At 68.0% G+C, this 13,756-nt stretch carries 10 protein-coding genes; 3 read left to right on the top strand and 7 right to left on the bottom strand.

From position 1 onward, the window contains the following. Nucleotides 1-323: 323 nt before the first annotated feature. Together BM394_RS01340 and BM394_RS01335 are read left to right on the top strand one after the other, a co-directional pair. A complete protein-coding gene (locus BM394_RS01340) occupies nt 324-1,370 on the top strand; it encodes a substrate-binding domain-containing protein (RefSeq protein WP_092972907.1) in 1,047 nt (348 codons plus the stop codon). Between the two features lie 469 nt (nt 1,371-1,839). Further along, a complete protein-coding gene (locus BM394_RS01335) occupies nt 1,840-4,584 on the top strand; it encodes an exo-rhamnogalacturonan lyase family protein (protein WP_092973620.1) in 2,745 nt (914 codons plus the stop codon). Between the two features lie 143 nt (nt 4,585-4,727). On the opposite strand, the gene BM394_RS01330 is transcribed toward BM394_RS01335, so the two are convergent. The 3 genes from BM394_RS01330 to BM394_RS01320 form a co-directional block, all read right to left on the bottom strand. Continuing rightward, complete coding sequence (locus BM394_RS01330) at nt 4,728-5,738, bottom strand: glycerate kinase family protein (protein ID WP_092972905.1); 1,011 nt, start codon at nt 5,736-5,738, stop codon at nt 4,728-4,730. A 475-nt stretch (nt 5,739-6,213) separates the two neighbouring features. Beyond that, nucleotides 6,214-7,041, bottom strand: coding sequence for a sugar phosphate isomerase/epimerase family protein (locus BM394_RS01325; RefSeq protein ID WP_092972903.1), 828 nt, complete (start codon nt 7,039-7,041; stop codon nt 6,214-6,216). Further along, nucleotides 7,038-8,201, bottom strand: coding sequence for a dihydrodipicolinate synthase family protein (locus tag BM394_RS01320; RefSeq protein WP_092972901.1), 1,164 nt, complete (start codon nt 8,199-8,201; stop codon nt 7,038-7,040). The genes BM394_RS01325 and BM394_RS01320 overlap by 4 nt, the downstream gene beginning before the upstream one ends. A gap of 258 nt (nt 8,202-8,459) precedes the next feature. Here BM394_RS01320 and BM394_RS01315 point away from each other — a divergent pair, with 258 nt between their 5' ends. Beyond that, nucleotides 8,460-9,491 (top strand): LacI family DNA-binding transcriptional regulator, encoded by a 1,032-nt coding sequence (locus BM394_RS01315; protein ID WP_092972899.1) that lies wholly within the window; start codon nt 8,460-8,462, stop codon nt 9,489-9,491. Nucleotides 9,492-9,922: 431 nt separating this feature from the next. On the opposite strand, the gene BM394_RS01310 is transcribed toward BM394_RS01315, so the two are convergent. From BM394_RS01310 to BM394_RS01295, 4 genes are all read right to left on the bottom strand, one after another. Beyond that, nucleotides 9,923-11,011, bottom strand: a complete 1,089-nt coding sequence (locus BM394_RS01310) for an ABC transporter ATP-binding protein (RefSeq protein ID WP_092972897.1) — start codon at nt 11,009-11,011, stop codon at nt 9,923-9,925. A 37-nt stretch (nt 11,012-11,048) separates the two neighbouring features. Beyond that, nucleotides 11,049-12,200: a Gfo/Idh/MocA family protein gene (locus tag BM394_RS01305; protein WP_092972895.1), complete on the bottom strand. Its 1,152-nt coding sequence runs from the start codon at nt 12,198-12,200 to the stop codon at nt 11,049-11,051. Nucleotides 12,201-12,270: 70 nt separating this feature from the next. Then, nucleotides 12,271-12,882, bottom strand: coding sequence for a hypothetical protein (locus BM394_RS01300; protein WP_092972893.1), 612 nt, complete (start codon nt 12,880-12,882; stop codon nt 12,271-12,273). Nucleotides 12,883-12,889: 7 nt separating this feature from the next. Further along, nucleotides 12,890-13,756, bottom strand: a complete 867-nt coding sequence (locus tag BM394_RS01295) for a carbohydrate ABC transporter permease (RefSeq protein WP_092928395.1) — start codon at nt 13,754-13,756, stop codon at nt 12,890-12,892.

Genomic DNA, 13,756 nt, shown 5'->3' with positions numbered 1-13,756 from the left:
GGAGTGGTGGGATTCTCCGCGGACGGGGCATCTCGCCGAGGGCGAGCGGAAGACTCCGATCACGCGCCCCAACCCGCTTGTCGCTCACTCCGTCGTTCGACTGCCGGTTTCTCCTGGTGCCCGTAGACCCGGGAAGGGGCCTCGCTTCGCTGGTGCTTCAAGGCCGCCTTGACGGCGTTCTCGTCCGGCATCGCTGGTGGCTCCGATGGTTGAGCGGTGGGGAGGAGGGGCCGTTCCGCCAGTGTCGAGTTCGTGGGCGACAGCGGTGAAACGTTTCACTCAGGCGAAGGATAGGATGGGGGGGCATCCGAGTCAAGGGAGGTGTGGTGTCGACCGGCGGGAGCAACCGCAAAACCACCGGAGAGGTCAGCATCAAGGACGTCGCCCACCGGGCGGGTGTCTCCATCGGGACCGTCTCCAACGCACTCAACCGCCCTGACCGGGTATCGGCGGACACCCGGTCACGCGTCCGTGCGGTCATCGACGAACTCGGTTACGTGCGCAGCGAGTCGGCTCGCCAACTGCGTTCGGGCGACAGCCGCATGGTCGCGCTGCTGGTGCTCGACATCGGCAACCCGTTCTTCGTCGCGATGTCCCGCGGCGCGGAGCGCGCCGCGCGTGAGCACGGACTCGGCGTCATGATGTGCCACAGTGCCCAGGACTCGGAGGCCGAGTCGCTCTACCTGTCGATGTTCGCCGAGCAGCGGGTGCGTGGTGTGCTGGTGACCCCCGCCGACACCACCGGGGCGAACCTGCTGGCCTTCCGGCGCCACGGGATTCCCTACGTGTTCGTCGACCGGGTGGTCGACAGCGACGACGCCTGCTCGGTCTCGGTCGACGACGTCGCCGGGGGAGAGCTGGCCGTGCGTCACCTCGTCGAGAACGGCCACGAGCGGGTGGCCTACATCAGCGGCCCTTCGAACCTGGCGCAGTGCACCGACCGGCTCGTGGGGGCCCGACGTGCGATCGAGGCGGGCGGTCTGGGGCCGGAGAGTCTGACGGTGCTGGAAACGGCCAAACTCGACGTAGCCTCCGGCCGGGACGCCGGGGCGAGACTGCTGGGGCTGCGACCGCGTCCCACCGCGGTCTTCTGCGCCAACGATCTGCTGGCGCTCGGGTTGTTGCAGGCGATGTTCGACGCGGGCGTGCGGGTGCCCGAAGACGTCGCCCTGGTCGGTTACGACGACATCGAGTTCGCGGCGGCCGCCGCCGTTCCGCTGACCTCGGTGCGCCAGCCCGCCGAGCGGATGGGGTCCACCGCCGCCGAGCTGTTGCTGGGGGAGACCGAGGGCGACCCCGCGCACGAGCACGAGAGTGTCATCTATTCCCCCGAACTCATCGTCCGGCGTTCCACTTTGCCGCGACGGTAGTGGTGGGCGGTCCCGGGCGCGTTCACGTCGTGTGTCCGCTCGGGCTCGCTCCCGCCTGCTCGCGATGCCCAAAGATCGTCCATTCCCCGGTTGAGCCGCACTGTCCCGTCGTCGCGGGACTGGTGCCGTGATCCGGCCGCGTCACCGGAGTGTTTCCCGGCTGTTGACTGGACCACACTTCGGCTCTACGGTCTCGCTTTATAAAACGTTTCATCAACTCGGGTTCAGGGAACCGCCGCGGACTGTTCCGCGCGGCACCGTTCGACACGTGCGGGAAACGAGATCGGAGAGTATGGCGGAGTTCTTCGTGGACACCGGCGGTGCCGATCCGGATCAGGCGATGGGCGTACTGGAAAAGACCTTCCACCTCGACTGATCCGGGGTGACCCTCCCGGGATTCCAAGGGTTGACGCCACACCCGTTCTTCGCGTTCAGCGACGGTTCCGAGACCCTCGTTCGGAGGTTGTTCGTGTCAGCGAGTTCCGAGTTCGCGCGTCGTGGATTTCTGGCCGGGGCGGGAGTAACCGCCGCGACCCCGTTGTTCGTCCGTGGTTCCGAGGCAGCCGCTACGCCGCGCGGTGGTCCGGACTCCGACCAACCGACCGAGCTGCACTGGCTCGGCCAGGCACCCGGTGCCCCGGTCAACACGACCTGGGGTGTGCCGTGGTCCCGCGGCGAGATGTCGGCGAAAACCTCGTTCACCCTGACCACGGCCGACGGCGATCCCGTCCCGGTGCAGTCCTGGCCGTTGGCCTACTGGCCCGACGGCACGCTCAAGTGGAGTGGGCACACCGCCGCCGCGAACGCTGTCGCCGAGGGATACCGGTTGAAGCCGGGAGAACCGGCCGCGCCGGACAACGCGGTGAGCGTGTCCGAGGACCGCGACGAGATCCGGCTGAGCAACGGCACGGTCGAGATCGGGGTGGGCAGACACGGAGCCCACGTGATCCGGTCGATCGGACGCGGTGACCGGGTCACCGCCGAGAACGGTCGGCTGGCGCTGCTGGTGCAGGACCGCCCGGACGGGGAACACGCCGAACCACGGCGGACCGAGTGGTCCGGGGTGGTCGAAAACGCCGAGATCGAGCAGCGCGGTCCGGTGCGCGCGGTGGTCAGGCTTTCCGGGCGCTACCGGCGCGACCACGGTCGCAACCGTGGCGCGGGAGGTCGGAAGATGCTGCCCTGGACCATGCGGGTGTATCTCGCGGCAGGCGACGAGTCGCTGAGCCTGGTGCACAACTTCTACTGGGACGCCGACAGTCGGCACGTCTTCGTCCGCGGTATGGGACTGCGACTCGGCGTTCCGATGGCCGACGACGCGCACAACCGGCACATCCGGTTCGGCACCACCTCGGGCGGAGTGTGGGGTGAGCCCGTGCGGGTGCTCACCGGGTTGCGGCGCGATCCCGGCGAGGCGGTGCGCCACGCGCAGCACGCGGGCGACGCCACGCCGCCACCGGCCGAGTGGTCCCGGGAGGTTCGGGAGGGCTATCGGGATCTGGCGCTGTGGAACGACTTCGCGTTGTTCCAGGGCTCCTCCGAGCACTTCGAGGTGTGGAAACGCACCTCCGCGGAGTCGAGCTGGCTCAAGAACGCCGGTAGGGGAGGTCGAGCCTCGGGGTTCGGTTACGTTGGCGGCGTTTCGGGCGGGCTCGGGGTGGGGATGCACGACTTCTGGCGGCGTTTTCCCCGTTCGCTCGACGTGCGCGGTGCCGCGGGGGACACGGCTACCGTGACGCTGTGGTCCTACTCGCCGCACGGCGAGGCCATGGACCTGCGGCACTACGACACCGAGGCACACGGGCTGGGACTGGCCTACGAGGACGTGCAGGAGGGATTCAGCACCCCGGAGGGGATCGCGCGTTCCACCGAGATGCGGTTGTGGGCGCTGGAATCCACTCCCTCGCGGGAACGGATCGTCCAGCTGTCCGAAGTGGTGGACTCACCGCCGCAGCTGGTCGCCCGTCCGGAGCGATACCACCGTGCCGGTGTGTTCGGCCGGTGGAGTCTGCCCGACCGCGGCAGCAGTGCGAAGTCCGCGCTGGAGGACTCCCTCGAACGTGACGTCGCCTTCTACGCGGGACAGGTCGACCAGCGCCAGTGGTACGGCTTCTGGGACCACGGCGACGTGATGCACACCTACGACGCGGACCGGCACGAGTGGCGCTACGACGTGGGTGGTTACGCCTGGGACAACGGCGAGCTCGGCACCGACGCGATGCTGTGGTACGCCTTCCTGCGTTCCGGCGATCCGAACGCCTTCCGCCTGGCCCGGGCGATGACCAAGCACATCAGCGAGGTCGACACGCACCACACCGGCCGATTCGCCGGGTTGGGCTCACGGCACAACGTCTCGCACTGGGGCGACGGCGCCAAGGAGGCACGGGTGTCCGAGTCGTTCACCAAGCGGTTCTGCTACTACCTCACCGCCGACGAGCTGCTGGGGGAACTGATGCGTTCCTCGCTGCGGGCGGACGAGACCATGGTACGGGTCCCGCCGCTGCGTAACGTGCTGTCCTCGCAGGACCGGGTGCCGACCCGGTTACGCATCGGCCCGGACTGGTACGCGCTGGTCAGCAACTGGCTGACCGAGTGGGAACGCACCGGCGAGACCCGTTGGCGGGACCGGATCGTCACCGGTATGCGGGACATCGCGGGCTTTCCCGCCGGGCTGTTCACCGGTGAGGCGGGTGGGGCCGTCGGGTTCGATCCGGAGACGGCACACCTGACCAACCTCGGCAAGGGGGATTACCAGAGCAGTTACAACCTGTCGATGGCCTTCTGCGGGGAACAGATCCTGTGGGAGACGCTCGACCTCGTCGACGTTCCCGAGTTCCGGCGGACCCTGCTCGACTTCGCCCGTTACGTGCAGGCTCCCGCAGAGGAGAAGATCGACAGGTTCGGGTTCGACTTCGATCCCGGTGTGTTCAAGACGATCTACTCGCGAGTGACCGCTTGGGCGGGCGAACAGCTGGACGAGCCGTGGTTGCGTCGTCGTGGCTGGCAGCGCTTCACTTCCGATCCCAACGGACAGCCCTGGCCCGAACCGGTCAGGGTGGACGGTGCTGCGGTGGCCTCCCCGGTGGACGAGATCCCCACCGGCCGCTCGCACAACCAGTCCGGCGACTTCGCCACCTGTGCCACCAACGACGCCGCCCAACGCGGGCTGGCGATCATCTCACTGTTGGCGATCGCCCCGGACGAGGCGCCCTGATCCGCTCCTCCGCCGCCGTGGGTGGGACGGCGCCGGTGCCGTCCCACCGCGTACCGAGAATCCACGGCGGAACCCGTCGTCGTGGCCGGTTGCCGACCGGGTGAACGAGTTCCGCCGTGAGCTCTCCCGGACGGTTCTTCGCGTCAGCTCTTCGCGGTGGGGCCCAACCGGTCGATCACACATCGCCGCACGCACTCGGTCGTCTCGTGCCAGGCACGAGCACTTCCGAACTCCGCGGTGATGTCGCGCGTGGCGATCCGGGCCGCGGCCTCGGCGCCGGCGGTTCCGACCACAGCCAGCACCGCCACATCGTGTCGTCGCGCCTCGCGCGCGACACCGCCGACCACTTTGCCGTCGAACGAACCGAGATCGAGCTTGCCCTCGCCGGTTATCACCAGGTCCGCCGTATCCAGCGCGGCCCGTAGCCCCAGCTCCGTCGCGATCGTGTCGAAACCGGACACCGGGCGCGCTCCCAGCGCGGCGAGACCACCCGCCAGTCCACCGGCCGCGCCGCCGCCCGGAATCCTCGAGACGTCCACTCCGAATCGACGTCGGTACTCGGTGGCGATCTCGCGCAGCCTGTCGGTCAGGTGCTCGATCAGTTCCGGCCGGACGCCTTTCTGCGGCCCGAAGATCCGCGCCGCGTCCGAGAACACGGTCTCCACATCGCAGCAGACCAGCACTTCGGGGTTTCCGTTCGACCCGTCCAGCGGTGCGAACTCCGCCAGCTCGGCGACGGCCCCCGAACCGCCGTCGGTGGTCGCCGAACCGCCCATGCCGACCAGTACTCGCTCCGCACCCTCCCGCAGGGCGGCGGCGATCAGCTCTCCCGTGCCTCGCGTGCTCGCGTTCTCGGGGTCGTTTCCCGCTGCGCCGCCGACCAACGCCAGGCCGGAGGCACGGGCCATCTCCACCACGGCTCGCCCGTCGGCATCGAGCCGCCAGCCCGCCTCGACCCGTTCGCCCGACGGGTCGGACACCTCGGTCCACCGGTTGGCCCCGCCGAACGCGTCGAGCGTGCCCTCGCCGCCGTCCGCCAGCGGCAGCTCGACGCACTCCGAACCGCAGGACCTCGCGGCCTCCGCGATGGCGGCTGCCACCTCGGCCGCGCTCACCGAGCCGCGGAACTTGTCCGGAGCCGCCAGTACCCGCATCCAATTCTCCTGTCCCCGAGAAAGTGCTGTCCCTATTTGCTTGGATGGTTGTCTGAGCGGAACCTCTCGCACGGCTCTCGCTGCGGGAGCCCCGACATCGAGTAGCCACTACGCCACGTCGGGCCTTCCTCACGAGAGCCGCACGGGAGAACCCGCGGCGGTGCCGATCGCGAGGGTGGTCGGAGTGCGGCCTGCGGGAGTGATGGGAGTTCGGCACTGCGTCGAAGTGGCCCGGCGATTTCGTGGGAAATTGACGGAGCCGGGGCCACACCGCTGCTCAGAGGGCGTCGATTTCTCGCGAAATCGAAGCCCCCGCACCACGCGACGGAAAGCGGCCATGAAAGCGGCGAGGCGCCGCCTCACGCACCGGCTACCGACCACCCCGCCAGAGCGAACGGCCCAACAACACAGCGAGAGCCGTGCGAGAGGTTCCGCCGCCCGAGCAACTTCGACAACCGAGCCCGTAGAAGCTGTCTCAGACCAGGTGGAGGTAACGCTCGATCATGGTATCCACCACCTCGTCGGCGGGCGTGGACCAGACTTCCTCGTTGAAGATCTCGACCTCGGTGTCTCCGGTGTAGCCGGCTCGGCGGACGGCTTCCCGGATCGGGGGAAAGTCGATGTGCCCGTCGCCCATCATCCCCCTGCCGAGCAGCACATCGGCCGGTAGCGGTGTCAGCCAGTCGCAGACCTGGAAGGACGCGATGCGCGAACCGGATCGTTCGATCTGCTCGAACAGCTTCGGATCCCACCACACGTGGAAGGTGTCGACCACCACGCCGACCTGGTTCTCGGGAAAGGGCTCGGCGATGTCCAGTGCCTGTTCGAGTGTGGACAGCACCGCACGGTCCGCGCAGTACATGGGGTGCAACGCTTCCAGCGCCAGCCGCACCCCCTGTCGTTCGGCGTAGGGGGCGAGCTCGGCCAGCGTGTCGACCACCCGTTGACGCGCCCCGGCCAGATCCTTGGAGCCGTCCGGCAGGCCCCCGACCACGAGGACGAGGCAGGGGGCGCCGAGTTCGGCGGCCTCGTCGATCGCGAGCCGGTTGTCCCGCAGTGCTTCCGCGCGGGCCTCGGGTGAGTCGGTGGTGAGGAAACCCCCTCGACACAGTGAGGAGACCCGGAGCCCGTTCGAGCGCATCAGCTCCGCCGCCTCGGTGAGCCCGTACTCCTGTACCGGTTCGCGCCACAGCCCCATAGCCGGGATTCCGGTCCGGACGCATTCCGCGACGGCTGCCGGTAACGAGTACCGGTTCAGGGTCTTCTGGTTCAACGACAGCCGTGCGATACCGCCGTCGGTCATCGTGCCACCCCCGCGATCTCGAGCAGGCCGCGCATGCGGTCGGCGGCCCGGTCGGGTTCCGGCAACGTGCCCGCCACGTCCGCGAGGCGGAAGACCTCCGCGAGGTGCACGATGCTCCGTCCGCTCTGCAACCCGCCGACCATGCCGAAACCGGGCTGCTGACCGCGCAACCACGCGAGGAAGGCGATGCCGGTCTTGTAGTAGTAGGTCGGCTGGGCGAACAACTGCCGCGCCAGTGGGACGGTGGGGGAGAGGATCTCGTCGAACCTCACCTCGTCCCCCTCGTCCAGAGCGTGCAGCGCCGCCGCGGCGGCGGGAGCGATGGCCGCGAACACGCCGAGCAGCGCGTCGCTGTGGCTGCCCGACTCCCCCTTGATCAGCCTCGGGTAGTTGAAGTCGTCGCCGGTGTAGAGCCGGACCCCTTCGGGCAGCCGCTCCCGCAACCGTATCTCGTGCTCGGCGTCCAGCAGCGACACTTTCACCCCGTCGATGCGCTCCGGACGCGCGTGCAGGATCTCCAACAGGGAGTCCGCCGCTTCGTCGATGTCGTTCGACCCCCAGTACCCCTCCAGCGCCGGGTCGAACGCCGGGCCCAGCCAGTGCAGGATCGCGGGTTGCTCCACCTCGGCCAGCAGCTTGTCGTAGACCTTTCGGTAGTCGGCGGGGCCCGCCGCGGCCGCGGCGAGTTGCCTGCTGGCCATCAGGATCACACGCGCCCCGGCCCGCTGCGTGACGTCGAGCTGTTCGCGGTATCCCTCGATCAGTTCGTCGAGATCGGTGATCTGGGGTGACAGGTGATCGGTGCCCACTCCGGCGGCGATGCGTCCGCCGACACGTGCCGCTTCCTCGCCGCTGCGGCGGATCAGCTCACGGGTCGCGCTCCAGTCCAGGCCCATGCCGCGCTGTGCGGTGTCCATGGCCTCGGCGACCCCGAGGCCGCACTCCCACAGGTGTCCGCGGAAGGCCAGTGTGCTGTCCCAGTCGATCTCGGCCGCCGAACCGGGGGTGTTCTCCCCGAACGGATCGGCGACGACGTGGGCGGCGGCGTAGGCGATGCGACTGGTGGGCGCTTCCGTCGGAAGTGATCGGTTGACCGGCTCGTGCAGGTGGTGACTGTAGAGCGAACCGTCCGAGCGGGGCAGTTGGATAGTGCGCGACACGGAGACCTCGTCGAAGTTTTCTGTTCGGGTTGTCGGGATGCGCTCTGTTCGCGGTGCCGGGGCCTGCTTCGGTGGCTGGCCGCTCCGAAGGGGCCATACCGGCCGCCGACAGGACTGAGAGGCGTGCTTCAGGTAAAGGAAAGCGTTTTCCAAAAGCTTAGGAGTAACCTCCCGGGAACGCAAGAAATCTCCGGGGAGCGTGCTGGAAAGAGCTTTCCAGCGGGTAGCATCGGATCACCCGAGGGTGAGGGAGGACGGATGCCGCGTGGTTCCGGCAAGGTGAACCTGGTCGACGTCGCGCGCCAGGCCGGGGTTTCACTGGCCACCGCGTCACGAGTTCTCAACGGCAGTACGCGCAGCGTCGGCGCCGACCTGCGGGAGCGAGTCCGGCAGGCCGCCGCGAACCTGGACTATTCGCCCAGTGCCCCCGCGCAGGCCATGGCGCGGGGCGGCACCGATGTCGTCGGTCTGGTGGTGCCGGACATCTCCGACCCGTACTTTTCCACCATCGCCGCCAGCGTCGTTCGACACGCGGAGCCGCACGGCCTGATCATTACCCTGGCCAGTACGGAGCGCCGCTTCGAGCGCGAGGCCGAGTACGTCGCCTCGCTGCGCAGTCAACAGGCACGTGGCGTCGTCCTGGTGGGCAGTCGCACCACCAACGAGGAGCAGCTGGAGGCGTTGCGGGCCGAGCTGGACGCCTACACCGCCGCGGGCGGACGGGCCGCGGCCATCGGGCAGCACATACTGCCCGCCGACACCGTCATCGTCGAGAACCGGAGCGGGGCCCGCGCGTTGGCCGAGGAACTCGTGAACCTGGGCTACCGAAGGTTCGCCGTGCTCGCCGGACCCTCCGACCTGCTCACGGCTCGTGATCGGCTGGCGGGTTTCCGGGAAGGGCTGCGTCAGCACGGCATCGAGGTGGCAGGTCGGGACGTGATCAACGGCGAGTTCACGCGCGACGGTGGTTACGAGGCGGCCTCGGAACTGCTCGAACGCGACCGCGCTCCCGAGTGCGTGTTCGCGGTCAACGACGTCATGGCGGTGGGAGCCCTGTCGGCGTTTCGCGATCGGGGAGTCCGGTTACCGGACGAGCTGGCAGTGGCGGGCTTCGACGACATCGCCAGTCTGCGGGACGTGTGGCCGTCGTTGACGACGGTGCGGATCCCGCTGGAACGTCTCGGCGAGGAGGCGCTGGGCTTCCTGCTCGACGAGCCCGCCGAACGTTCCCGTACCCGCCGGTTCAGTGGTGAGGTGGTAGTGCGCGCGAGCACTCCGCCGGTGAGCTGATTGAAGTTTTCCGGTCGGGTTGGCGGGTCGCTCGCTCGGCGGGACCTCTCGTGCGGCTCTCGCTGCGGGTCCGGAGACATCGAGTAGGGTACTACGCCACGTCTCCGGCGTCCTCGCGAGAGCCGCACGGGAGAACCCGCGGGTGGTCGCGTTGACGAGGTGGTTTTCGGTGTTTTTGGAACCGAAAAGACCGAGCCTTCTCGAAAACACGACAGGAAAGCAGCAGTGAAGACCCTCGACGTCGACGACGGGCTTTCCCGGTGCGTCCGTCGCCCGGAGAAAGGGACGCCGTTCGGCGCGACAGCTCCGAGACGGCCGGTCACCCGGAAGGACCCCGAGAACCGTACCGGTGAGATGCGGGTGTCGTGGCCGGTGACCGAGGGACATGCGGTCACCGGCCCGTGCGTGTCACGTTCGCGGAGCGCCGGATCTCACTCCGGTCGGTTGCCGCTTTCCGCGTCGAACAGGTGGATCTCCTCGGGGTCGCGCACCACCACGTGCACCGTGTCGCCCAGCGCCGGTGGCCTGCGCCCGTCGGCACGTACGATCAGCCGTTTGCCGTCCACGGCGGTCCGGCCGTGAATCAGGCAGTCGGCCCCCAGCTCCTCGACGAGTTCCACGTGCAGTGCGAGGCCGTCCGGCTGTTCGTCGGAGACCAGCCGCAGTGATTCGGGCCTGATTCCGACGGTGACCTCGGAGCCGCCTCCCAGGGAGTCCATCGCCGCGCGGGGGATCGGCAGGGTCACCTCGTCCAGTCGGGCACCACCGGCTGTCAGCGGCACGGTCTCCAGGTTCATCGCGGGTGAGCCGATGAAGCCCGCCACGAAGGCGTTGGCAGGGCGTTCGTAGAGCTCCCTGGGAGTGTCACACTGTTGCAGCACCCCGTCCGCCAGCACCGCCACGCGATGTCCCATCGTCATGGCCTCGGTCTGATCGTGGGTGACGTAGATGGTGGTCGTGCCGAGTCTGCGCTGCAGCGCGGCGATGTTCGCCCGGGTCTCCACCCGCAGCTTGGCGTCCAGGTTCGACAGCGGCTCGTCCATCAGGAACACCGAGGGTTCCCGCACGATGGCCCTGCCCATGGCGACACGTTGCCGTTGCCCGCCGGACAGCGCTCTGGGCTTGCGGTCCAGGTACTCGGTCAGGTCCAACAGCTCGGCCGCCTCCGTCACCCGCTGCCGCACGTCCTGCTTGGGTATCCGGCGCAGCTTCAGCGCGAAACCCATGTTCTCGGCCACGGTCATGTGCGGATAGAGCGCGTAGGACTGAAAGACCATCGCGATGTCGCGGGACTTGGGCGGCATCGAGGTCACGTCGGTATCACCGATGTGCACGCTGCCCTCGTCGATCTCCTCCAGTCCCGCCAGCATGCGCAGCGCGGTGGACTTGCCGGATCCGGACGGTCCGACCAACACCAGGAACTCGCCGTCGTCGACGGTCAACCGTAGGTTGTCGACCGCGCGGACAGGGGAGTTACCGGCGAACACACGTGCGGCGTCGTGATAGGTCACTCGCGACATCGATCGTCCTTTCGGGGTGTTTCGCGGTTGTTCGACGTCACTGTTCGAGGTTTTCCAGCTGGACCCGTTGTCCGGTGCTGGAGGAACGCAGCCCCGCTTCGGCGAGCTGGATGCCGCGCGCACCCGCGAAGAAGTCGTACGGGTGGTCCCTGTCCCGGAGTACGTCGTGCAGGAACCGTTCCCACTGGGCCTTGAAACCGTTGCCGAACTCCTCGTTGTCCGGAACCGGCGACCACTGCTCGCGGAAACGTTCGCCGCTGGGTATATCGGGGTTCCACACCGGTTTCGGCGTCATCGACCGGTGCTGCACCCGGCAGCCGCGCAGCCCGGCCACGGCACTTCCCTCGGTACCGTCGACCTGGAACTCCACCAGTTCGTCGCGGTTGACCCGTACCGCCCACGAGGAGTTGATCTGTGCGATCACGCCGTCGGCGAGTTCGAAGATCCCGTAGGCGGAGTCGTCGGCGGTGGCCTCGTAGGCGTTGCCCCGCTCGTCCCAACGACGGGGGATGTGCGTGGTCGCCCTGGCCGTCACCGACTCCACGCGTCCGAACAGGTTCTCCAGCACGTAGTGCCAGTGGCAGAACATGTCCGAGACGATCCCGCCGCCGTCCTCGGTGCGGTAGTTCCAGCTCGGCCGCTGCGAGCTCTGCCAGTCGCCCTCGAAGACCCAGTATCCGAATTCGCCGCGTACCGACAGCACCTTCCCGAAGAATCCCCCGTCGAGCAGCCTGCGCAGCTTCAACAGCCCGGGCAGGAACAGCTTGTCGTGCACCACGCCATGCCGGATCCCGGCTTGTTCGGCGAGCCTGGCCAGTTCCATGGCGCCGGCCGAGGTCTCGGCGACCGGTTTTTCGGAGTAGACGTGTTTGCCCGCCGCGACGGCTGCCCGGATTCCCCGTTCCCTGGCCGAAGTGATCTGGGAGTCGAAGTAGATGTCCACCGAGTCGTCGGACAACACGGTGTCGAGCTCGGTGCTCCACTCGTCGATCGAGTGTTGCTGGGCCATCTCGGCGAGTTTGGCGGAGTTGCGGCCCACCAGGACCGGTTCCAGCATCACCCGCTCGCCGTCGGCGACCTCGATACCGCCCTGGTCACGCAGTTCCAGGATGGAACGCAACAGGTGTTGGCGGTACCCCATGCGGCCGGTGACGCCGTTGAGTGCGATGCGCAGTGTTTTCCGCGACATGGATTCTTCCTCTGCTTGTCTGGAACGGAGAGTGTTCGGGGCCCCACGACCTCGCGCGGGGATCGACGGGTCAGGGGGAGGAAGCGCGCGCCTGGACCGCCGTGGCGGCCAGGATCAGCGGCCCGAGTATCAGCACGACGAGCACGGGCATCATCCACACGCACAGTGCTGCCACCGCCACGGCCGCTAGTAGCAGTACGCTGCCCAGCGGATCCAGCACACTCGCCCGTGCGGAGCTCCGCAGGGCCGCCAACCAGCCGCGCTCGGACTCGGGCAGCGCGACCGCCCGCAGGCAGACGGCCGCGAGTGTCGCCACCAGCAGTGTGAGTGTCACCGTGACGATTCCGGAACCGGGAATCCCCTGGGTGCCGCGTATCAGCAGCAGGTCGATGATCAGTACTCCACCGAGCAGCGTCATCACCAGTCCCGCCAGCAGATCGGCGGGACCACGTGCGCTCCCCAGTCGCCGTGTCAACGTGCGGAAGTAGCCGTCCCCGTCGGGAGTGCGGCGTCCCTCGGAACGTGCTCGCAATTGCCCGCAGCCGGTGGACACCGCCGCGGGAACGGTGATCACCGGCAGTGAGGCCAACGTGGTGGCCACGCCGATGCCGAGCATGTCGGCGAACAGCTCGAACCCCGCGCCGAACGGGCCGCGCTGTCCACCGGCGTCGGTGACTGTCATCCGGTACTCACCCCTTCACCCCGGAGCTGGCCATGCCCTCCACCAGGAATCGCTGGAAGGCCATGAAGAACAGCACGATGGGAAGCAGCGCGATCACCGACATGGCGAACATCGGACCGTAGGCGGACTGGCTGGAGGTGTCCACGAAGGAACGCAGCGCCAGCGTGATCGTGAACTTCTCCGGCTCGAACAGGTAGATCAGTTGCAGGAAGAAGTCGTTCCAGGTCCAGATGAAGGTGAAGATCGCGGTGGTGATCAGGGCCGGCCTGCTCAGCGGCAGGATGATCCGGAAGAAGGTTCGGAACGGCCCACATCCGTCGAGTGTGGCCGCCTCGTCGAGCTCCTTGGGAATGCCGCGCATGAACTGCACGGTCAGGAACACGAAGAACGCGTCGGTGGCCAGGAACTTCGGCAGCACCAGCGGCCAGAAGGTGTTGACCATCCCCAGCTGGTTGAACACGATGTACTGCGGGATCAGCACCGCGTGCTGCGGCAGCATGATCGTGGCCAGCATCAGCGCGAACAACGGTCCCCGCAGTGTGAAGCGCAGTCGGGCGAAGGCGTACGCGGCGAGTGAGCAGCTGATCACGTTGCCCAGCACCGCCCCGGTGGAGATGATCAGCGAGTTTCCGATCAACCGCAGCACACTCACCCCGCCGACGCCTTCCAGCGCGGTGGTGTAGTTGCTCATCGCCAGCCTGCTCGGCAGCAGCCGCAGACTCGAAATCACCTCGTCGGCCGGTTTGAACGAGGTCGCGATCAGCCACGCCAGTGGGTAGAGCATGACCAGCAACGCGGCCAGACACCCGACGTGCAGCCCGACCCGGGCCCAATCGATGCGGCGCCCCGGTAAGGATTCTCGGACGGCTACCAT

The organism is Actinopolyspora lacussalsi subsp. righensis (assembly GCF_900116555.1).
Classification (GTDB): Bacteria; Actinomycetota; Actinomycetes; order Mycobacteriales; family Pseudonocardiaceae; genus Actinopolyspora; species Actinopolyspora lacussalsi.
This window is presented reverse-complemented; position numbering and strand designations above follow the sequence as displayed.

What these genes read in the sequence shown, in the direction of transcription:
- BM394_RS01305 (WP_092972895.1), bottom strand. Translation starts at nt 12,200, where the DNA reads ATGTCGCGGAAAACACTGCGCATCGCACTCAACGGCGTCACCGGCCGC.
- BM394_RS01300 (WP_092972893.1), bottom strand. Translation starts at nt 12,882, where the DNA reads ATGACAGTCACCGACGCCGGTGGACAGCGCGGCCCGTTCGGCGCGGGG.
- BM394_RS01295 (WP_092928395.1), bottom strand. Translation starts at nt 13,756, where the DNA reads ATGGTAGCCGTCCGAGAATCCTTACCGGGGCGCCGCATCGATTGGGCC.
- BM394_RS01310 (WP_092972897.1), bottom strand. Translation starts at nt 11,011, where the DNA reads ATGTCGCGAGTGACCTATCACGACGCCGCACGTGTGTTCGCCGGTAAC.
- BM394_RS01315 (WP_092972899.1), top strand. Translation starts at nt 8,460, where the DNA reads ATGCCGCGTGGTTCCGGCAAGGTGAACCTGGTCGACGTCGCGCGCCAG.
- BM394_RS01330 (WP_092972905.1), bottom strand. Translation starts at nt 5,738, where the DNA reads ATGCGGGTACTGGCGGCTCCGGACAAGTTCCGCGGCTCGGTGAGCGCG.
- BM394_RS01325 (WP_092972903.1), bottom strand. Translation starts at nt 7,041, where the DNA reads ATGACCGACGGCGGTATCGCACGGCTGTCGTTGAACCAGAAGACCCTG.